General features: G+C 69.1%; 21 protein-coding genes. 13 read left to right on the top strand and 8 right to left on the bottom strand.

Features of this window, described 5'->3' with window-relative positions:
- Positions 1 to 242: 242 nt before the first annotated feature.
- Positions 243 to 1,394 carry a tetratricopeptide repeat protein gene (locus ACPEH8_RS04850; protein WP_312711381.1) on the top strand — a complete coding sequence of 384 codons (1,152 nt, stop codon included), beginning with the start codon at positions 243 to 245 and terminating at the stop codon, positions 1,392 to 1,394.
- 9 nt (positions 1,395 to 1,403) lie between these two features.
- Here ACPEH8_RS04850 and ACPEH8_RS04845 read toward each other — a convergent pair whose 3' ends face one another.
- Positions 1,404 to 1,739, bottom strand: a complete 336-nt coding sequence (locus ACPEH8_RS04845) for a zinc ribbon domain-containing protein YjdM (RefSeq protein WP_136003141.1) — start codon at positions 1,737 to 1,739, stop codon at positions 1,404 to 1,406.
- Between the two features lie 131 nt (positions 1,740 to 1,870).
- On the opposite strand from ACPEH8_RS04845, the gene ACPEH8_RS04840 reads away from it, so the two are divergent.
- The 3 genes from ACPEH8_RS04840 to ACPEH8_RS04830 all read left to right on the top strand — a co-directional run bounded on the left by ACPEH8_RS04840 (position 1,871) and on the right by ACPEH8_RS04830 (position 4,052).
- Positions 1,871 to 3,241 carry an Hsp70 family protein gene (locus ACPEH8_RS04840; RefSeq protein ID WP_136003140.1) on the top strand — a complete coding sequence of 457 codons (1,371 nt, stop codon included), beginning with the start codon at positions 1,871 to 1,873 and terminating at the stop codon, positions 3,239 to 3,241.
- Positions 3,242 to 3,561: 320 nt separating this feature from the next.
- A complete protein-coding gene (locus tag ACPEH8_RS04835) occupies positions 3,562 to 3,861 on the top strand; it encodes a YkgJ family cysteine cluster protein (protein ID WP_082316410.1) in 300 nt (99 codons plus the stop codon).
- An 11-nt stretch (positions 3,862 to 3,872) separates the two neighbouring features.
- A complete protein-coding gene (locus ACPEH8_RS04830) occupies positions 3,873 to 4,052 on the top strand; it encodes a hypothetical protein (RefSeq protein ID WP_017356549.1) in 180 nt (59 codons plus the stop codon).
- Positions 4,053 to 4,100: 48 nt separating this feature from the next.
- Here ACPEH8_RS04830 and ACPEH8_RS04825 read toward each other — a convergent pair whose 3' ends face one another.
- The 3 genes from ACPEH8_RS04825 to ACPEH8_RS04815 are packed head-to-tail and all read right to left on the bottom strand — an operon-like array spanning position 4,101 to position 6,111.
- Positions 4,101 to 4,985, bottom strand: a complete 885-nt coding sequence (locus ACPEH8_RS04825; RefSeq protein WP_423666200.1) for a DUF4097 family beta strand repeat-containing protein — start codon at positions 4,983 to 4,985, stop codon at positions 4,101 to 4,103.
- An 11-nt stretch (positions 4,986 to 4,996) separates the two neighbouring features.
- On the bottom strand, positions 4,997 to 5,530 hold the full coding sequence (locus ACPEH8_RS04820) for a hypothetical protein (protein WP_017356547.1): 534 nt from the start codon (positions 5,528 to 5,530) through the stop codon (positions 4,997 to 4,999).
- Positions 5,527 to 6,111, bottom strand: coding sequence for an RNA polymerase sigma factor (locus tag ACPEH8_RS04815; RefSeq protein WP_017356546.1), 585 nt, complete (start codon positions 6,109 to 6,111; stop codon positions 5,527 to 5,529). Before ACPEH8_RS04815 ends, ACPEH8_RS04820 begins: the two co-directional genes overlap by 4 nt.
- A gap of 122 nt (positions 6,112 to 6,233) precedes the next feature.
- Between ACPEH8_RS04815 and ACPEH8_RS04810 the strand changes: the two genes are divergently transcribed.
- Positions 6,234 to 6,422 carry a hypothetical protein gene (locus tag ACPEH8_RS04810; protein ID WP_136003139.1) on the top strand — a complete coding sequence of 63 codons (189 nt, stop codon included), beginning with the start codon at positions 6,234 to 6,236 and terminating at the stop codon, positions 6,420 to 6,422.
- Positions 6,423 to 6,501: 79 nt separating this feature from the next.
- Positions 6,502 to 7,083 (top strand): mechanosensitive ion channel family protein, encoded by a 582-nt coding sequence (locus ACPEH8_RS04805; protein WP_017356544.1) that lies wholly within the window; start codon positions 6,502 to 6,504, stop codon positions 7,081 to 7,083.
- Between the two features lie 10 nt (positions 7,084 to 7,093).
- On the opposite strand, the gene ACPEH8_RS04800 is transcribed toward ACPEH8_RS04805, so the two are convergent.
- Both ACPEH8_RS04800 and ACPEH8_RS04795 read right to left on the bottom strand, forming a co-directional pair.
- Positions 7,094 to 7,360 (bottom strand): DksA/TraR family C4-type zinc finger protein, encoded by a 267-nt coding sequence (locus tag ACPEH8_RS04800; protein WP_017356543.1) that lies wholly within the window; start codon positions 7,358 to 7,360, stop codon positions 7,094 to 7,096.
- Positions 7,361 to 7,484: 124 nt separating this feature from the next.
- The gene (locus ACPEH8_RS04795) at positions 7,485 to 8,039 is read right to left on the bottom strand and encodes a DUF2058 domain-containing protein (protein WP_017356542.1); all 555 of its coding nucleotides are present in this window, start codon (positions 8,037 to 8,039) and stop codon (positions 7,485 to 7,487) included.
- A 74-nt stretch (positions 8,040 to 8,113) separates the two neighbouring features.
- Between ACPEH8_RS04795 and ACPEH8_RS04790 the strand changes: the two genes are divergently transcribed.
- The 3 genes from ACPEH8_RS04790 to ACPEH8_RS04780 all read left to right on the top strand — a co-directional run bounded on the left by ACPEH8_RS04790 (position 8,114) and on the right by ACPEH8_RS04780 (position 11,021).
- Positions 8,114 to 8,611 (top strand): YgjP-like metallopeptidase domain-containing protein, encoded by a 498-nt coding sequence (locus ACPEH8_RS04790; protein WP_423666198.1) that lies wholly within the window; start codon positions 8,114 to 8,116, stop codon positions 8,609 to 8,611.
- Positions 8,612 to 8,672: 61 nt separating this feature from the next.
- Positions 8,673 to 9,383, top strand: a complete 711-nt coding sequence (locus tag ACPEH8_RS04785; RefSeq protein WP_017356540.1) for an rRNA pseudouridine synthase — start codon at positions 8,673 to 8,675, stop codon at positions 9,381 to 9,383.
- 60 nt (positions 9,384 to 9,443) lie between these two features.
- Positions 9,444 to 11,021 (top strand): phospholipase D-like domain-containing protein, encoded by a 1,578-nt coding sequence (locus ACPEH8_RS04780; protein WP_423666196.1) that lies wholly within the window; start codon positions 9,444 to 9,446, stop codon positions 11,019 to 11,021.
- Between the two features lie 6 nt (positions 11,022 to 11,027).
- Here ACPEH8_RS04780 and ACPEH8_RS04775 read toward each other — a convergent pair whose 3' ends face one another.
- The gene (locus ACPEH8_RS04775; RefSeq protein WP_423666331.1) at positions 11,028 to 12,158 is read right to left on the bottom strand and encodes an HDOD domain-containing protein; all 1,131 of its coding nucleotides are present in this window, start codon (positions 12,156 to 12,158) and stop codon (positions 11,028 to 11,030) included.
- Positions 12,159 to 12,467: 309 nt separating this feature from the next.
- Here ACPEH8_RS04775 and ACPEH8_RS04770 point away from each other — a divergent pair, with 309 nt between their 5' ends.
- Positions 12,468 to 13,565, top strand: coding sequence for a Glu/Leu/Phe/Val dehydrogenase dimerization domain-containing protein (locus ACPEH8_RS04770; protein WP_136003136.1), 1,098 nt, complete (start codon positions 12,468 to 12,470; stop codon positions 13,563 to 13,565).
- Between the two features lie 73 nt (positions 13,566 to 13,638).
- Here ACPEH8_RS04770 and ACPEH8_RS04765 read toward each other — a convergent pair whose 3' ends face one another.
- Positions 13,639 to 16,491, bottom strand: a complete 2,853-nt coding sequence (locus ACPEH8_RS04765) for a S8 family serine peptidase (protein ID WP_423666194.1) — start codon at positions 16,489 to 16,491, stop codon at positions 13,639 to 13,641.
- A gap of 176 nt (positions 16,492 to 16,667) precedes the next feature.
- Here ACPEH8_RS04765 and ACPEH8_RS04760 point away from each other — a divergent pair, with 176 nt between their 5' ends.
- The 3 genes from ACPEH8_RS04760 (at position 16,668) to ACPEH8_RS04750 (ending at position 18,847) form a co-directional block, all read left to right on the top strand.
- Positions 16,668 to 17,843 (top strand): thiolase family protein, encoded by a 1,176-nt coding sequence (locus ACPEH8_RS04760; RefSeq protein WP_017356163.1) that lies wholly within the window; start codon positions 16,668 to 16,670, stop codon positions 17,841 to 17,843.
- 124 nt (positions 17,844 to 17,967) lie between these two features.
- A complete protein-coding gene (locus tag ACPEH8_RS04755; protein ID WP_136003134.1) occupies positions 17,968 to 18,309 on the top strand; it encodes a hypothetical protein in 342 nt (113 codons plus the stop codon).
- Between the two features lie 133 nt (positions 18,310 to 18,442).
- A complete protein-coding gene (locus ACPEH8_RS04750) occupies positions 18,443 to 18,847 on the top strand; it encodes a hypothetical protein (RefSeq protein WP_136003133.1) in 405 nt (134 codons plus the stop codon).
- Positions 18,848 to 18,921 lie beyond the last annotated feature (74 nt).

Raw genomic sequence — 18,921 nt, 5'->3', positions numbered from 1 at the left:
CCATGATTGGCCGGCGCGCAGGCGCTGGCAACCCCGTGCCCGTCCCTGCGCCCGGCGTTTTTTTCACCACCCTCGTGACGCCCTTGCGGCGCAGGCGCCGCCGACGGTTATCCACACCTTTACCCGGTGCCCATCCACACCGGCTGTGGATGGCCGGATACGCCGATGAGCGGCGTGCGCACCGCCCACGCCGGGCATAGACTGGCGGCGACTGGCCCCAGCCCTGCTGCGAGGAGACCGCCATGACCGGTAGCACCGCCCTGCTGTTGAGCCTGGCCCTGGCCGTGCCCGGGCTGGCCGTCGCCGCCGACGCAACGGCGCCGCCGCCGGCTGCCACCCCCTTGCCCCCGGTGTCGGTCGTGGCCACCGGGCCGATCCCCAGCCCGGACCAGGTCATGGCCATCCCGCCGGCGCTGCTGGCCCTGCTGCACGCGCGCGTGATCACCCCGTCGCTGTCGCGCGAGCAGCGCCTGCAACGCCTGATCACCCTGATCTTCGATGCGCAGGGCATGAACCTGGGCTACGACGCCGACGCCACCCTCACTGTGGCCGAGACCTGGGAAACCCGGCGGGCCAACTGCCTGGCCTTCACCCTGCTGTTCGTCAGCCTGGCCCGCGAGGCCGGCATCGATGCGCACGTGCAGGAGGTCAACCAGGTGGTGTCCTGGTACCAGGACCAGGGCGTGATCTACAGCGTTGGCCACGTCAATGCGGGCGTCAACCTGGGCGGCCGCAGCGCGGTCGTCGATCTGGACCGCAACGTGCTGTACGACCGCGAGGGCCCCAGGCAGATCACCCGCGAACGTGCGTTGGCGCATTTCTACAACAACCGCGGCGCCGCCCGCATGGCCGCCGGCGACCTGGTCCTGGCACGCGCCTACTTCCGCCAATCGCTGCAGATGTCACCGGAGTTCGCCTCGGGGTGGAACAACCTGGGCGTGCTGGACACGCGCGAAGGCCGCCTGCAGGCCGCCGTGGTCGACTTCAGATCCGCCCTGCGCTACGCGCCGCAGCATGCCGCGTCGCTGTCCAACGCCAGCACGCTGTACACCCGCATGGGCGACACGCGTGAGGCCGAGCGGCTGTCGCGCCGGCTGGCGCTGGTGCACCGTCGCGACCCGTTCGTGCAGTACATGCTGGGCGCCGACGCGGAGAAGAAGCAGGACTATGCGCAGGCCATACGCTATTACAAGCGCGCCGTGCGCCTGTACGAGGAAGCACACCAGTTCCACTTCGGCCTGGCCCGCGCCTACTTCATGGTCGGCGATACGCAGCATGCCGGCGAGGAGATGCAGCGGGCGCGGGCGCTGGGCGGGGATGCGCTGCAGCAGCGCTACCAGGCCAAGCTGGACAGTCTGAACCGCTGGCGCCTGCAGAACGTGCAGGCGCGATGACCACCGCGATCAGGCCTTCTTGAGGAAGCAGGTCTTGAGGACCAGGCCCTTGATCTTGTCCGAGTTGCCTTCGATGTGCTCGGCGTCGTCATCGACCAGGCGGATGTTGCGGATCACCGTACCCTGCTTGAGCGGGATCGAGGACCCCTTGACCTTCAGGTCCTTGATCACCGTGACCGTGTCACCGGCCGCCAGCGCATTGCCGTTGCTGTCGCGGACGACCAGCGCCTGCCCGGCGCTTTCGCCGGCGGTCCACTCGTGGCCGCAGTCGGCACAGATCCACAGCGCGCCATCGGCGTAGGTATTTTCCAGGGTGCATTGGGGGCAGGCGGGAACAGCGGACATCGGGACAACCTCGGGCATTCAACGATCACTATTGTAGCCTCCCGGTGGCACCCGCTGCCCCAGCGCCCTTGCGCCGGCGGGCGCCTTGCCGCACAGTGCGCGCCCCCTGACCACCGGCCCGGCCCTCCCGCATGAAAATCGGCATCGACTTTGGCACCAGCAATTCCGCCGCCGCGGCAGTGGTCGACGGCAAGGTCGTCCCGATCCAGTTCGGGCAGGCGCAGCAGTTCCGGACCACGGTGTACTTCCCCGAGGTCATGCGTGACCCCAACGATTTCGAGCTGACGCCGGCGCTGGAGCACGAACTGGCCCGCCTGGTCGACGCGGCAGCGCGCGACGCCCGCGCCGCGGGCCAGGAACGGCCGCACGACGCGCTGCGCCGCGAGGCGCTGCGGGTGGTGCGGCGGCAGTGGATGGAAGAGCAGATGCGCGCACCGCTCAGCTCGACCACCTTGCTGCAGAACGCCGTGTACGGCGACGATGCGCTGGAAGCCTACTTCGAAGAGAACGAGGGCAACCTCGTGCAGAGCCCGAAATCGATGCTGGGCTACAACCTGCATCCGCGCGCGCGGCAGACCATCACCGGTATCGCCACCCACATCCTGGAACACATCCGTCTGACCGCCTCGCGTCAGTTCGACACGCCTGTGCGCACCGCCACGCTCGGCCGCCCGGTGCAGTTCCGCAGTTCGATCGGCGAGGCAGGCAACGCACAGGCCCTGGAGATCCTGCACAGCGCAGCGATCGCCGCCGGCTTCGACAGCGTCGACTTCCTCGAGGAGCCCGCGGCGGCGGCCATGCATTACCACGCCGAAAGCACGCAGGAACACGATGCGGTGGTGGTGGACATCGGCGGCGGCACCACCGATGTCGCACACGCCCGCGTCGGCGGCCCCCGGGCGCCGCGCATCCACCGCGCCTGGGGTATCGCGCGCGGCGGTACCGACATCGACCTGGCCCTGAGCCTGGGCGGCTACATGCCGCTGTTCGGCCGCAACATCACCCGCGTACCGACCCATCACTACGTCGAGGCGGCGATGGTGCAGGACATGACCCGACAGCGCGATTTCCGCCAGCACGACTACCGCGACGTCGACGCCCCGTTCGGCAAGCGCCTGCAGGCCCTGCAGGACACCGGCAACACCGCGCGCCTGTACCGCGAGGTGGAGCGCTGCAAGATTGCCCTCAGCAGCGAACCGGGCCACCGCAGCGCACTGGACTTCATCGAACGCGACCTGGCCGTGGACGTCGACGCTCCGCGCCTGGAAGCGGCCGCCAGCGGCTACATGGGTGAACTGGCCGGCCTGCTGGCGCAGGTCCGCGCTGACATCGGCCACGATCCGGCGGCGGTCTTCCTGACCGGCGGCATGTCGCGCGCCGGCTACCTGCAGCAGGCCGTCGCCGCCGCCTTCCCCGGCGCCACCCTGGTGCGCGGCAACCCGTCCTTCGGTGTGGTGCACGGCCTGGCATGGGCGGCGGCGGAACCGTCAGTGGCCGGCTGAGGCGGGCCGCACCAGACCGCCGAAGCCCTTGTCGCACAAGGCTTTCGCCGCGTGAAGCGCGCGCATTAACAAAACGTTACGCCGAAAGCGCTATCATCTTTCGGCTTCAATGCGCAATGCGCATGACCTTCCGGGCCTGATCCAGGCCACTGTCTCTGTCGATGCTGCCGCCCCGTGGACCCGTCCTGTGGCGCCGGGATCGTTTTTACGCTGCGATCCGGCTCGTTCCCAGCACGCACTGCCCCGAGCCGCCAAGAGAGATTCCATTGGGCGAACGCCAGGCTTCACCAGCCCCTTCCATCGTAGCCGAACCGGACCCCATCGACTGTCGCCGCTGCGACGCGGTGTGCTGCCGGCTCTCGGTCACGGTGATGCCCGACGACGCGGTTCCCGGCCATCTGCTGGATACCGACGAACTGGGCCGCACCGTGATGGCGCGCAACGACGAAGGCTGGTGTGCCGCGATCGACCCCTACCATCTGCGCTGCACGATCTATTCGCAGCGCCCCGCGATCTGCCGCCAGTTTTCGATGGGCGGCGATGACTGCCGCACCGTGCGGCAGGACTACCGTCGACAACAGCACGATCTGTCGACGCTTTTTTCACCGATCCACCCATAGCAGGAGCATCCATGGCCCGTACGCCAAAGACCTCCCCCAAGGCAGGCAACACCGTTCGCGTCGACCGCAAGCAAGGGTCCAACACCGCCGTCAGCAGCGCCAGCATCGCTGCCGACCTGGCTGCCTTCCGCAAGGGCGGCGGCAAGATCGAAGTGCTGGGCAACACCCTGGCGCTGAAGAAAGCCGGTTGACCTCGCAGCCGACCGCACCGGCCCTGGCCGGTGCGGTGGCCGCACGACTCAGCGGCGGAGCGTGACCCGCACGCTGCCCGAGTGGGCATTGATCGAGACGTCGCCGTCACCGCCGCCCAGACGCGTATCCAGGCTGCGGCCCGGACCATAGCGCGGCCGTTCCACCTTTCCCGCATCGGACTGGATGCCACCACTGAACGTTTTCACGTTCAACTGCGCCGACACCATCGCCGGCATTGCCAGCCCGACCGACCCGCTGACTGTCTGCAGCGCGACCTTGCCGCCCGGCGCCAGACCACCCACGGCCACGTCCACGCTCCCCGACACCGCTTCAGCGCTCAAACGCTGTACGCGTTCGGCCTCCACACGGATGCTGCCGGACACCGTTTCCGCCGTGATCTCCCCGCTGATGCCGCCGCCGGCCTGCACCTGGCCGCTGACTGCGCGCACCTCCAGCCGTGGCGTCTGCACGCGTGAACGGATGCCACCGCTGACGGTGCCCAGCGTGGTCTCGCCGCTGCGTCCCGCTGCCGCGATGTCGCCACTGACGGCATTGGCCTGCAGGCGACGCACATCGACCTCGGACACGTCGATATCGGCGCTCACCGTGCCCAGCTGCACCTCCACCGCACGCGGTACGCGCAGCGTCAGCGTGGCACCGCCCCGGGTGTTGCTGTTGCGCGGGTAGACCACTTCCCAGCGCACGCGGTTGGTGCTCTTGTCCTGCTTCAGGGTCAGCCCATCGGCCATCGAGCCGCTCAGCGCCACCTCGTTGCGGTCCCAGCCGCGTACGGTGACCTTGCCGGCGATATTGCTCACTTCCACCCGCCCGCCCGCCGCCAGCGGATGGCGCTCGTCGACGTGGGTATCGGCCAGCGCCGCCAACGGCAGCAACAGCGCCAGGGTGGCACTCAACGGCAACAGGGTACGCATCGGATTCTCCTTCATGTGGGCATGCCAGTGGCGGCCATCACCGCCTGCTGGGTCAGTTCCAGCCGCAGCGCATAGGTACGCTGCAGTTGCCCGAGCAGATAGCCCGAGCGCGGATTCTCGGCGATGGCCGCGCGGATGCTGCGCGCGCTGGCATCGAGTTCGTGCAGCGCCGGCTGGTAGTCGCCGGGCAACGTGGCCGCCGGCAACGCCGCCATCGCCTGCTGGTACTCACCGGCCAGGACATCGGCCTGCCGCTGCAGCATCGACGGCGGCGGGGTATGCGGCGTCGGCATCGGCACCACCACCAGCACCGCCAGTGCCGCCGCCAGGCCGAGCCCCACGCCCAGCGCCCAGCGCCGTGGCCGGCGCCGTGCCCTCTCTGCTGTGACCGCATCGGCCGGCACGGCAGCCGGCACCGCATCCAGGCGGCGCAGTTGCGCCTCCTCGTGCAGCTGCGCGGCGATACCCTGCCACACCCGTGCCGGGGGCACCCGCTGGTCGGGCAGCGCCCGCAGGCGCGCGCTCAGGTCGTCATGTTCGTTCATGCGGATTCTCCAAGGCGTGCGCGCAACAGACCGCGCGCACGGTGCAGCTGGGCTTTGGAACTGCCGACCGCCATCTGCAGCTGATCGGCGATTTCATGGTGTTTCCAGCCCTCGATATCGTGCAGCACCAGTACCGCGCGCGCACGCGGCGGCAGGGTTTCCAGCGCGCGCTCCAGGTCCATCACAGTGCCCGCGCAGCGGTCGGGCGCCACCAGCGCCGCCATTGCATCGGCGCTGTCCTCGCCGGTTTCCAGGGCATCTGCGCCGGCGCGCCCGCGCAGTTCCATCAATGCCGCATTGACGCCCATCCGGTGCAGCCAGGTACCCAGGCTGCTCTCGAAGCGGAACGTGGGCAGCGCGCGCCACGCCTGCAGGAAGGTCTCCTGCAGCGCATCCTCGGCGCGCGCCGCGTGGCCACCGCAGAGCCGCCACAGCACCGCGTTCAGACGCGGCGCATGGCGTCGGTAGATGCGTTCGTACGCGCCCATGTCACCAGCGACGGCGGCACGCACCAGGGCGTGGTCGTCGGCGCTGTCGGCCGGGTCGGCGAGGCGGGGAGCGGGCATGGTGGCGTCGAGCATATCCGTTGGATGCCACCGGCACCGAAAAGGTTTAAGCGCATCATCGACCGGGATGTTCAAACCTTTTCGACGTTGGCTGCATCCAAGCCTGTGCTCCACTCCGGTGGCCATCAGGAACTGTCATGTCATCCAGTACGTGCGCATTGTGGTTGTCGCTGGCGGCGTGGTCGCTGACCGGCGGCCCGTGGTCGGTGCAGCTGCACCTGCAGGACGAGCATCCGGACATCTGCGTGCAGACGGGCGGCCAGACGCCACAGTGCGTTTCCACACTGCTGCGGCACCTGGCAGTCGCCCTGCCGCGCTGGGCCTGAGCGGGCATGCGGCCGCGCGCATCGCCGCGCATTAAGATGGGTCCTTGTCTGCCGCACCCCGCAAGGAAATGTGTCCCCCATGAAAGTTCGCCTGCCCGCCTGGACCCACGATTGGCTGCAGTACGTGGAGCCCGCCGGCCTGATTCTGCTGACCATCGCCGTCGCCTGGCTGCTGCGCCTGATTGGCCGCCGGTTGATCCGTCGTCTTGGCGAGCACTACACGCTGCCGCCGGAAATGGTGATGGGCGCGCGTCGGGTCACCGGCTTCGTGGTCTATTTCGCCGCGCTGCTCACCGTGCTGAACATCCTCGGTGTTTCGGCCACCGTGCTGTGGACGGCCTTCACCGGCTTCGCCGCCGTCGGCGCGGTCGCCTTCTTCGCCGCATGGAGCGTGCTGTCCAACATCTTCTGCACACTGCTGATCTTCACCACCCGGCCGTTCCGCCTGCACGACTACATCGAAGTGCTGGAAAACGGTGAAAAGCCGGGTCTGAAGGGCCGGGTGATCGACGTCAACCTGATCTACACCACGCTGCAGGAAACCGACGGCGGCCATGAAGGCACGGTGCTGCAGGTGCCCAACAACATGTTCTTCCAGCGCACGGTGCGCCGCTGGCGCGACCCGGCGCAGGCACCCGGCGGCATCCAGGGCGACGGGTGATGCCCACGGATCAGCGCAGCTGGCTGTCCTTGCTGCCGCGGCGGTTGTAACCGCCGCCGTCGTGCTGTGCGGCGTCGTCCGCCTCCTGGCAGCGCACGCACAGACGCACCCCGGGTACGGCCTTGCGCCGCGCCTCGGGTATGGGGGCCTCGCAGTGTTCGCAGTGCGTCAGCCCCGGGCCCTGCCCCAGCTGCGCGCGGGCGCGCTGAATGGCGTCATCGACCGTGGCGTCGATCTGGTCCTGGACCGCGCCGTCGCCTGCCCACCCTGTCGCCATGTTGTGTCTCCCATGCCGTATCAGGCCCCCAGCATAGACCCGCACGCATGACCGGGCCCAACGTGCGGCTGAACGCACGGGGGCGGCCCCACCCGCGGTCGACGCTGCCGGACTGCCGGCGCGCTTACCAGACCAGGTCGTCCGGGACCTGGAACTGCGCGTAATACGCGTCGTCGTCGGCGTTGCCGGTGCTGGGCTCGCTGCTGCCCGGCTGGGCGTTGTCGAGCACGATGGCGCCGGGATCGCGCTCGCGCACCTTGTCGGCCGCCGCGCGCGGCAGCAGCTCAACGCCCTCGCCGAAGCGGGCGATGACCAGCGCGCCCGACGCCAGCTGCCTGCGCAGCAGGGCATTCACCAGCAGAGTGCGGATCACGGTACCGTCGTTGAAGCGGTATTCGATCTCCCCGTCGCGCTTGACCTTGTTGGTCTCGATGATCTGCCGCACCTGCGCCTGCAGTTCCTGGGCGCGCGCCTTTTCCTTGCGCTCGGCCTCCAGCGCGCGATCGCGTTCAGCCTTTTCCGCGCGCGCCCGTTCGGCCTCGCGCTGGCTTTCGCTGGGCGCAACCGGGGCCTTGCCGTGACGGGCCTTGACCTGTTCACGCGCGGCCTGTGAGACCTGGGACTTCTTGACCAGCCCGGCCTTGAGCAGCTGCTCCTGCAGGGGATTCGCCTTCGCCATACGCCTTGCATCTGTTTTTGCGGGATTCCGGGGGCCATCATACTGGTCTGCCCGCCCCACCCCAACCGCTCCCCGTGACCGCCCTGAAGTACCTTGCCGGCTACCCCGACGCCCTGCAGCAGCAGGTGCGCGAGCTGATCGCGGGCGACCGCCTGGGGCCGTGGCTGGAGCGCCGTTACGCCGACCTGCATACCGTGCGCAACGACCGCCAGCTGTACGACTACACCCAGGACCTGAAAGACCGCTACCTGCGCCAGTCCGCCCCGCTGTCCAAGGTGATCTACGACAGCCGGCTGCAGGTGCTCAAACACGCCCTGGGCACCCACACCACCGTCTCGCGCGTCCAGGGCAGCCGGCTCAAGGCCAGCCGCGAAATCCGCATCGCCACGGTGTTCCGCGATGCCCCGGCCCCGTTCCTGAAGATGATCGTGGTACATGAACTGGCGCACCTGAAGGAATCGGACCACAACAAGGCCTTCTACCAGCTCTGCACGCACATGGAAGCGGATTACCACCAGCTGGAATTCGACCTGCGGCTGTACCTCACCCACCTGGACGGTACCGCCGGCTGACGCCCGGCCGCCCCCACCCAGTACACTCCCCGCCCGCTTCCCGCTTTTCGTTGCCTGCCCGATGACCGACCCGATCCGACTCGACAAACGCCTGACCCAGCTGATCGGCTGCTCACGCGGCGACGCCCAGCGCTACATCGAGGGGGGCTGGGTGACCGTGAACGGCAGCGTTGTTGAACAGCCCCAGGCGATGGTCACCGACGAGGTCATCGTCCTGCGTGACAACGCCGAAGCGACCCGCGCCGAAACGGTGAGCATGCTGCTGCACAAGCCCGCCGGCATGCCGGCCGACGCACTGTGCGCCCTGGTCACCCCGGACACGCGCAGCGAACTCGACGCCACCGGCGTCACTCTGCTGCAGCGCCATTTCCACGCCCTGCAGCTGGTCATGCCGCTGGCGGACGAGGACAGCGGCCTGGTCGTGGTCAGCCAGGACGGGCGGGTCGTCTCGCACCTCAAAGACCGCGGCGCCACGCTGGAGCAGGAGTACCTGGTGGAAGTCACCGGCGAGCTGGTGCCCTACGGCATGAAGCGCCTGGCGCACGGCCTGAGCTTCCGCAACTGGCCACTGCCACCGTGCAAGGTCAGCTGGCAGAACGAAACCCGCCTGCGCTTCGCCATCAAGCCGGTACATCCCGGCCAGCTGCGCGACATGTGCCGCCAGGTCGGCCTGGAGGTCGTGAGTGTCCGCCGCCTGCGCATCGGACGCGTGGCGATGGGCAAGCTCGTTCCCGGCCAATGGCGCTACCTCGCCCCCGACGAGCGCTTCTGATCGACCGGCCCCGGTCGGCCTGCACTCGCGCTGCACGGCCGGGCCGCTTAGGATCGGGGCATGACCGACAAACCACCCTTCTGGCGCCGGCTCCTGCGCTGGCTGGGCATCTTCGTGGCGATCCTGGTCATGCTGGTGCTCAGTGGCCTGCTACTGGCCGACCACCTCACGCCCAAGGCGCTTGGCACCCCGTCGCGGGTGCTGCCAGTCCAGCCCAGCCAGACCGCGATCGACCGCGAACTGTCACGCCTGCAGGCCGAGCACCCCGGCGAATCCGGCGTGGCCTTCCTCGCCGATGGGCTGGATGCCTACGCCGCGCGCGCGGTGATCACCCAGCACGCCGGACGCAGCCTGGACCTGCAGTACTACATCTGGCAGAACGACCTCATCGGCCACCTGATGGCACGCGAGCTCTACCAGGCCGCCGAGCGCGGCGTGCGCGTGCGCATCCTGCTCGACGACATGAACGCGCAGGACAAGGACGCGCTGATGATGGCGCTCGACCAGCACCCCAACATCGAGATCCGCCTGTACAACCCGTTCCGCAACCGCAATGGCCTGTGGCGGCTGGTGGAAATGGTGCAACGCGTGTTCAGCGTCAACCACCGCATGCACAACAAGTCCTGGATCGCCGACGGCCGCGTGGCCATCGTTGGTGGGCGCAATATCGGCGAGGAGTATTTCAGCGCGCGCACCGACGTCAATTTCCGCGACCTGGACCTGCTCGTCGCCGGCAAGGCCGTGCAGCAGGCCAACATGATTTTCGACGACTACTGGAACAGCGAAACCGCCCTCCCCATCGCGGCCCTGGCGTTCTACACTCCGGCCCAGCTGCGCCTGCTGGTGCGCCAGTCCGAGCACGAAGCGCGGCTGGACGGCGCCAAGCCCTACCTGGCACGCGTGGCGCGTTCGCAGCAGGCGCAGTCGTACTACCGTGATGCCGTCGATCTGCACTGGACCCGCCAGGTGGCGATCGTCTCCGATCCGCCGATGAAACACCGCCGCGACGACCGGGGCGACTGGCTGGTCGCGCGGCTCTCGGCCGAACTGGCGGGTACCCGCCACAAGGCCCTGCTGATCTCCCCGTACTTCGTGCCCGGTGAAGAAGGCACGCAGGGGCTGGGTGCGCTGGTGGCACGCGGCGCGACTGTCGGGGTGGTGACCAACTCGCTGGCGGCCAACGACGTTGCCGCCGTGCACAGCGGCTACATGCACTATCGCGCCCCGTTGCTGCGCAGCGGTGTGCACCTGTACGAGCTGAAATCGCGCGGCCATGCCGACAGCGGCGGCCTGTTCGGCAGCAGCGGTGCCAGCCTGCACACCAAGGCCTTCATGATCGACGACCGGCGCGGGTTCGTCGGCTCGTTCAACCTCGACCCGCGCTCGGCCTACCTCAACACCGAAATGGGCGTGCTGTTCGATGACCCGGTGCTGGCGGCGCAACTGCGCGCCGAGTACCTGCGGCTGGCCAGTCCCGCGCAGAGCTACTGGGTGGCGCTGGACGCGCACGGCCAGGTGCGCTGGCTGGACCGCGCCGCACAGCCGCCACACTGGCTCTACCGCGAACCGGATACCGGCCTGTGGCTGCGCGTCAGTGCGCGTGCCATCAGCTGGCTGCCGCTGGAGTCGCAGTTGTAGCCGCGCTCAGCGCGAGGCCACGCCTGCGTCCGCGCCGGCATCGCCATCCCCGGCATGCACCTCGTCGGCGTCCAGGGTTTCCACGGCGCGCCCGTGGACACGCCGCCAGATCCACTGCAGCGCGTGGGCCGGCGTGCTCTGCAGGTGCTCCAGCAACGCCAGCGCCTGCGCCTGGCCCATGCGTCCGTGCCGGCACAGCAGGCTGGCCGCCGCCGCGGCGCGGGCAAAACCCAGGCTGGTGAGCAGTCCGTCCGGCGCGCCGGCGCCGGCCCGCTCCAGCGCGGCATGCACCGGCGGCGGCAATTCCCACGCTGCAGCGATACGGCTGGCGACCGGCAGGGTCCAGTCATCCAGCAGAGCGGCGGCAAGCGCCCGTGGCGGTACCGCGACACCATGTCCCGCGCAGGCATCGAGCAGGTGGCGCATCACCAGCGCCGCGCCCAGCCCCTGGGTGAGCCCCAGCCACTGCGCCGCGAAGGCATCTTCATGGCTGACCGTACGCGCGTGGTCGGCGGCCGCGCGCGACGCCAGCAGCGCGTGTTCCCAGATCACCGCATCGAACTGCGGGAACGCGGCGCACTGCAGGTGCATCACCGGCTGGACCAGCACCGCGCTGATGATCTGGCGGATACCCTCGGTGCCCACCAGGGTCACCGCCCGCTGCAGGCTGTCCACCGGCCGGGCCTGCAACCGGTACACCGGGCTGTTGGCGATACGCAGCAGGTTGCCGGTGAGCACCGGGTCCTGGCCGATGATCGCCGCCATCGCCCGCGCCGAGGCCTCGTGGTCGTTGACGGTCTGGATCAACTGCGGCAGGAGCTGTGGCCGCCGCGGCAGGTGGCGGGCCGACCAGTCGCGCGCCGACAGCGCCGCATCCACTGCCGCACGCAATGCCGGCGCGGGCGCGGTGTCACCTGCCGGATCGCCTCCGCGTGGCACCAGTGCCAGGGCATACAGCCCGGCCTGCAGCACCGCCGCCGGGTCCCCGGCGGGCGCCGCCAGCGGAGCCGCCACGCGCAGGTCGGCCCGGGGCGGCCGTGTCTCGGCCAGCCCCCGCTGCAGCGATCCCTGGCGCCTGCGCCAGGCCACCAGCGCCAGCACGGCGGCCACGCCGCCCACGCCCCACGCACCCAGCATCGGCGCCGACGTCAGCATCGAGGTCTCCCGGAAACGCGGTCCCGCACCTGCCTTGTCGCCACTGCGCCCACGTCATCCATCCTGACATTGCCGATACTGCACACCGTAGCCACGGCATCGGCCGCGCCTTCACCAACTTTAACGGCCCGGCCCCGGCGGCGGCTGACACCGCCCTCCGGCGGAATGCACTAGAATGGCGCCGCGCGACCCGTCCACTCGAACCGACGACGTCGCTTTTTTTGTTTTACAACCCAACATTTGCTGGTCCGTTCGCCGCTGTTCGCCACCGTTCGCACCATCGGAGCCACCATGTTATTTGAAACCCTCGAAACCACCGATCACGAACAAGTGGTGTTCTGCCACAACCGCGACGCGGGTCTGAGGGCGATCATCGCCATCCACAACACCACCCTGGGCCCGGCTCTGGGCGGGGTGCGCATGCGGCCGTATGCCAGCACCGACGAGGCGCTCGCCGATGCGCTGCGGCTGAGCCGCACGATGACCTACAAGAACGCGCTGGCCGGGTTGAACGTGGGCGGCGGCAAGGCGGTGATCATCGGCGACCCGAAGGTGGACAAGAGCGAAGTGCTGTTCCGCGCGTTCGGCCGCTACGTCGATTCGCTGGGCGGACGCTACATCACCGCCGAGGACGTGGGCACCGATGTCAACGACATGGAGAACATCTACCTGGAGAGCGAGTACGTCACCGGCGTGCACCAGGTCCACGGTGGCTCCGGCGATCCGGCCCCGTTCACCGCCTACGGCGCGCTGCAGGCCCTGATGGCCGCCATGCAGCACAAGCTGGGCCATGAGGAAGTCGGCAAGGCCAGCATCGCCGTGCAGGGCCTGGGCCATATCGGCATGGAACTGGTCAAACTGCTGCGCGACCGTGGGGCCAAGCTGTTCGTGACCGATCTGGACAGCAGCCGGGTGGAGCGCGCGGTCACCGAATACGGCGCCGAGGCGGTCAAGCCCGACGACATCTACGACGTCAACGCCGACGTCTTCGCGCCCTGTGCGCTGGAAGGCGCGATCAATCCGCAGACGCTGCCCCGCCTGCGCACGAAGATCGTCTGTGGCACCGCCAACAACCAGCTCGCCAGCTTGGAGATCGGCGATGAGCTGCATGCGCGCGGCATCCTGTATGCGCCCGATTATGCGGTCAACGCCGGCGGCGTGATGAACGTGTCGCTGGAGATCGACGGCTACAACCGCGAGCGCGCCATGCGCCTGATCCGCAGCATCTACCACAACCTCGGCCGCATTTTCGCGCTGTCCGAGCGCGAGGGTATCGCTCCCCAGCGCGCCGCGGACCAGATCGCCGAATCGCGCATCCAGTCGATCGGCAAGCTGAAAATGCCTCTCGGCCGCAGCACGCCGCGACTGGGCACCCTGCGCCGCAACTGACGGCACGGCCCTACCGGAAACGCAGAAGGGCGCGATCGACGATCGCGCCCTTCTTCATTGCTGCCCTGCGGGGTCAGAACGCGGAGGCGTAGCGCAGGGCCACCTGGTGCAGGTCCCCGCGCGGACCAACGCGCTGGTCGTAGCCGAACGACACGCGCGTGTTCCGGCTGAGCCACGACTCCACCGAGACCCCGAACAGCCCCCCGGACCGGGCGGGCTGCAGGCCGGCCAGCGGCGCCCACGCATCCACGCCAACGAAGCTGGCCTGCAGGTCGAGCCCGTGGCTGGCCAGGTGCTGCTGCCATTCGGCGTAGCCGCGCAGCGACCAGTCGCCCCACCACGCCTGCGCACGCACGCCAGCCAGCGCCTGGCTGCGGCTGGCAATGCCGCCCTGCGTGCGCAACCCGAAACCGGCGCCGCCGTTCTCGCTGAAGCGGTCGCTGTCCACCCGTGCGTACTCGGCACCGAGGTACGGCGTGAGCGACAGGGCGGTGCTGCCGAACCGGTAGCCCGATTCCATGCTGGCCGTGCTGAAACTGCCGCCGTAGCGCGCGTTGACCCCGTACTGGCCGGCGCCCAGCAGCAGCTGGCGGTCGATATCGCGGGTGAACCGGCCGGCGCCCACCTGGCCCAGCGCGTAGGCCCGCCCGTGCTGCCAGCCGGCATACAGCTGCGCCTGCGACTGGCGGTCACGCCCCCTGTCATTGCCCCAGTCGCGGGTACTGGCGCTGCGGGTTTCGCCGAAGGCGAAGCCCAGCATGCCGTGACTGCCCAGTGCCGTGTCCTGGCCCATCATCCAGCCCTGGGTCTGGACACCGCTGGCAGCGAAACTGCCCTGCCCCGCCTCGCCCAGCGTGCTGTGCCAGGCGCCGCGCAGGCGTGGTGCGGCCGTCACCGCATCGAAACGCGAGGACAGCGCGCGTCGCTGCATGTCGATGGTGTCGAAGGTCATCGCCGCCGCCAGGCCGTGCGCTTTGCCGGACAGGCTCTCCAGGCTCGCCGACAGCCCGTCGGCGCCCTGCACCTGCTGCAGTTGGCCTGCCGCCGCCGCAAAGCCGCCTGCGGCCGGCCCGCCGCCATCGAGCACTTCGAATGCGGTTTCCACGCGGGCCGCCGCGCCCTGCGCCGCAGCGCCCACGCCCGCCGACGCGGCGGCCGCGCTGACGTTGACCCGGTCGATGTCCAGCCATGCGGTGCGCGCGTCGTAGCCGAAACGGCTTTCCAGCAGGGTGATGCTGGTGTCCTTGCGAAGGCTGTCAAACGCGCCGGTCAGCGACTGGCCCGCCTTGATCAGCTCCTGGCGGCGTCCGTCCTGCGGGACGTAACCGCTCACCGCCCCCATCAGGTACAGCACGCCTCCCTGGAGCTCGACCGTGCCCGTCACGTTCAGCGGTGCGGCGCCCAGCAGCGTCATGTACTGCCCGCCGGCACGCTGCACGTAGTTGCCGTCAATGGTGGCAACGGTGCGCGCCTCGTTCAGCAGCACGCTGCCGCCGCTGTCCACGTTGCCCTTGACCCGCGCGCTGCTGCCCATGAACTGCAGCACCGCGCGCTCGGCGCCATCGGGCTGCGCCACAATGGTCACGTTGGAGGTGATCGACCCGCCGTCGCGCAGCGCCAGCGTGCCGCGTTCGATGCGCGTGTCGCCGGTGTAGGTGCTGGTGCCGGACAGGCCCAGCGAACCGTTGCCCTGTTTGACCAGCCCGCCGCTGCCGCTGATGGTGTTGCTCCAGACCGAGTTCAGGCCCAACACGTTGACATCGACCACGGTGTTGCCCCAGTCGAAGCGCGCCGGCCCGTTGACCGCCTTGGCGACGTTGAGCAGGCCATAGCCGAAAGTGCTGTCCACGCCGGGCGCGCCAAGATCGGTGGCGGTGCCAAGCAGGGTCTGGCGGACCAGGTCGTTGGTGAAGTACGGATACTTCTCCCACACCAGCGCGGCGGCGCCGGACACCAGCGGTGCGGCATAGGACGTGCCCGAGCCCCACAGGTAGCTCGGCGTGCCACCGGTGTTCTGCGGGTCCACGTACACCACGGTACCGGGCGCGGCCAGGCAGTAGGCGGCCGCCACGCCGCACGCGTTGGCATAGGACGCCAGTTTGGACGGATCGGCCGAATCCACCGCGGTCACGGTCAGCCAGCCGCGCTCCAGGTCCGCGGCCGGGCGCGTGCCGTTCGGACCGGCCTGGCTTGGCAGGGCAGCCATGCTGGAGGGGTTGGGGCGGCTCTCGTTGCCGCTGGCGAACACCACCAGCCCGTTGTTCGCCATCACGAAGGGACGGTACTCGTTGGCGATCGGCGCGGTCGCGGCCGGGTTGGTCCAGTACAGCCCGCCCCAGGAGTTGTTCATGATCTTCACGCCGTCGGCGATCAGATCCTGGTGCATGGGCGCGAAACCGAGCGCACCGCTGACTTCATTGCCGCTGCCGCTGCCGTCATCGGTGGGGCGCCGGTCGGCGATGATCCGCGCCGAGATCACCAGCGCTTCCGGCGCGATGCCGCCCGGCCAGGCGCCGACGGCGCGGCCCGCCGCCAGCGAAGCCACCGTCGTGCCGTGGCCGACCACATCGTCCACGTTGAGATTGTTGACGCGCGGGTCGATGTAGGCGCGGCTGGACACCACCCGCCCCGACAGGGCGGGATGGGCGCGGTTGACGCCAGAATCGACCACGCCGATGCGCACGCCCTTGCCGGTCAGGCCCTGCACGTTGCGGCCATTGACGATGGTCAGGTGCGCATCGATCGCCGGCTGCACCGGCGGATTGGTCGGCGGCGTCACCGGCGGTGTGACCGGCGGGGTCACCGGGGGCGTGACCGGCGGCGGATCCACCCGCACGTTGCCGCCCCCCCCACCCCCGCCACAGGCACTCAGCGCCACGGCCAATGCGCCCGCCAGCCCTGTCCTCACTGCCACGATCTGTTTCATCCCCGCTCCCCACGTTCGATACGCAATGACCGGCATCCTGCCATCCGGGCAGACACCGGCGGTCAATGCCGACCCTCTATACTGGGCCGACCCCCACGCAGTCTGACGGGATTCGCGCCGGCATCCAATGCCCGCCGTCCCATTCCGAATATCGCTCACGCACCAACGAGATTGCCATGTCCAACATCGTCATCGCCGCCGCCAAGCGCACTGCCATCGGTTCCTTCCTCGGCCAGTTCAACGGCGTTCCCACGCCCACCCTGGGCGCCACCGCGATCGCCGCGGCCCTGGAACAGTCCGGTGTCCCGGCGGCGGATGTCTCCGAAGTGATCATGGGCTGCGTGCTGCCGGCCAACCTCGGCCAGGCGCCGGCCCGCCAGGCCGCCATCGCCGCCGGGCTGCCGCTGTCCACCGGCGCCACCACCCTGAACAAGGTATGCGGCTCGGGTATGAAGGCCATCATGCTGGGCCATGACCTGATCAAGGCCGGGTCGGCCAGCATCGTGGTCGCCGGCGGCATGGAGTCGATGTCCAACGCCCCGCACATGCTGCCCAATTCCCGTACCGGCAACCGCTTCGGCAACTTCCAGGCGGTGGACCACATGGCCCACGACGGTCTGGTCAACGCCTACGACGGCAAGGCGATGGGCGAGTTCGCCGAGTGTGCGGTGGACAAGTACCAGGTCAGCCGCGAAGCCCAGGACGCCTATGCGATCGAGTCGGTGCGCCGCGCGCAGGCCGCGCAGGCCAATGGCGCGTTCGACGATGAGATCGTCGCGGTCACTGTGACCACCCGCAAGGGCGAGGTCAGCGTGGCCCAGGACGAACAGCCCAGCCGTTCGGACATCGCCAAGATTCCCACCCTGCGCCCGGCCTTCAAGAAGGATGGCACGGTGACGGCCGCCAGTTCGTCCAGCATTTCCGACGGCGCCGCCGCCGTGGTGCTGCTGTCCGAGGACGACGCCCGCGCACGCGGCGTGCAGCCGCTGGCCCGCATCGTCGGCCACGCCACCCACTCCCAGGAACCGGAATGGTTCACCACCGCGCCGATCGGCGCGCTGCGCACACTGCTGGAGAAGACCGGCTGGACGCTGGACCAGGTCGACCTGTTCGAGATCAACGAAGCGTTTGCCGTCGTGGCAATGGCGCCCATGCTCGAACTGGGTATTCCGCACGACAAGGTCAACGTGAATGGTGGCGCGTGCGCGCTGGGCCATCCGATCGGTGCTTCGGGCGCGCGGCTGGTGGTGACCCTGGTGAACGCCTTGCGCAAGCGTGGGGCCCAGCGCGGCATTGCGACTCTCTGCATTGGCGGCGGCGAAGCAACCGCCATCGCTATCGAATTGATTTGATTTGGTTTAACGCGCATTTCTCAAAAATGAATGCGCGATCGCTTGACAGCCAATCGTGGCTTGTCATCATGTTGCCGGGCGCGCAATAGCGCGTTGCCTAATCTAACGACGAGGATTCACACTAATGAGCATCAACAAGCTGCTGATCGCGATGGCCCTGGGCCTGGCTCTGACCGCCTGCTCCAAGCAGGAACAGGCTGCTGACGCTGCTGCTTCGGCCAACGAAGCCGCCGCTGACGCCCAGGTCGCTGCCGACCAGGCCGCTGCTGCTGGCGCCCCGGCTGCCGACGCTGCCCAGGCTGCTGCCGACACCGCCACCACCGCTGCTGACGCTTCGGCCGATGCCGCTGCTGCCGCTGCTGGCGCTGCCACCGACGCTGCTGCCGCCCAGGCTGCTGACGCTGCCAAGGCTGCCGAAGGCACCGCCGAGCAGGCCAAGGACGCTGCTGAAGAAGCCAAGAAGTAATCACTTCTTTCTTCAAGCAAGTCTGAAGAAGCCGCTGGTTCGCCAGCGGCTTTTTCTTTGGCCGCCACAACCCGCCCTTCACACCGGCGTGAATAGGCTGGCCTCCCCGACGATTCCCGTCCTGGAGACCGCCATGAACATCCGTCCTATCACCACTTCCCTGCTGGCTGCCTCCCTGCTGCTGGCCCTGGCCGCCTGCAAGGGCCCGGAAGCCGAACAGGCACGCCAGGATGCGGCCCAGGCCGCCGACAGCGCCAACGCCGCCGCGCGCGAGGCCGTCGACAAGGCCGCCGCCGCCACCCGCAGCGCGGCCGATGATGCCGCGGCCGCGTCCGACCGCGCCGCCGCCGATACGCAGCAGGCACTGGATCGGGCCGCCGCTGCGACCTCCGAAGCCGCTGGCGAGGCCAAGAGCGCTGCCCGGGATGCTGCCGCGCATGCCAGCGATTCCACCGCCGATGCCGCGCAGAAGGTAGCCGACAAGGCGCGCGACGTCGCCAACGAGGCAAAGCAGAACGCCGACGAGGCCAAGCACTGAGCCACACCGCCGCATCACGGCAGGATGTCGTCATCCGCACGCCCCTCTCCGGAGGGGCGTGCTGCATTGGAACG

The organism is Stenotrophomonas sp. NPDC077461 (genome assembly GCF_049545475.1).
GTDB classification, from domain to species: domain Bacteria; phylum Pseudomonadota; class Gammaproteobacteria; order Xanthomonadales; family Xanthomonadaceae; genus Stenotrophomonas; species Stenotrophomonas nematodicola.
This window is presented reverse-complemented; position numbering and strand designations above follow the sequence as displayed.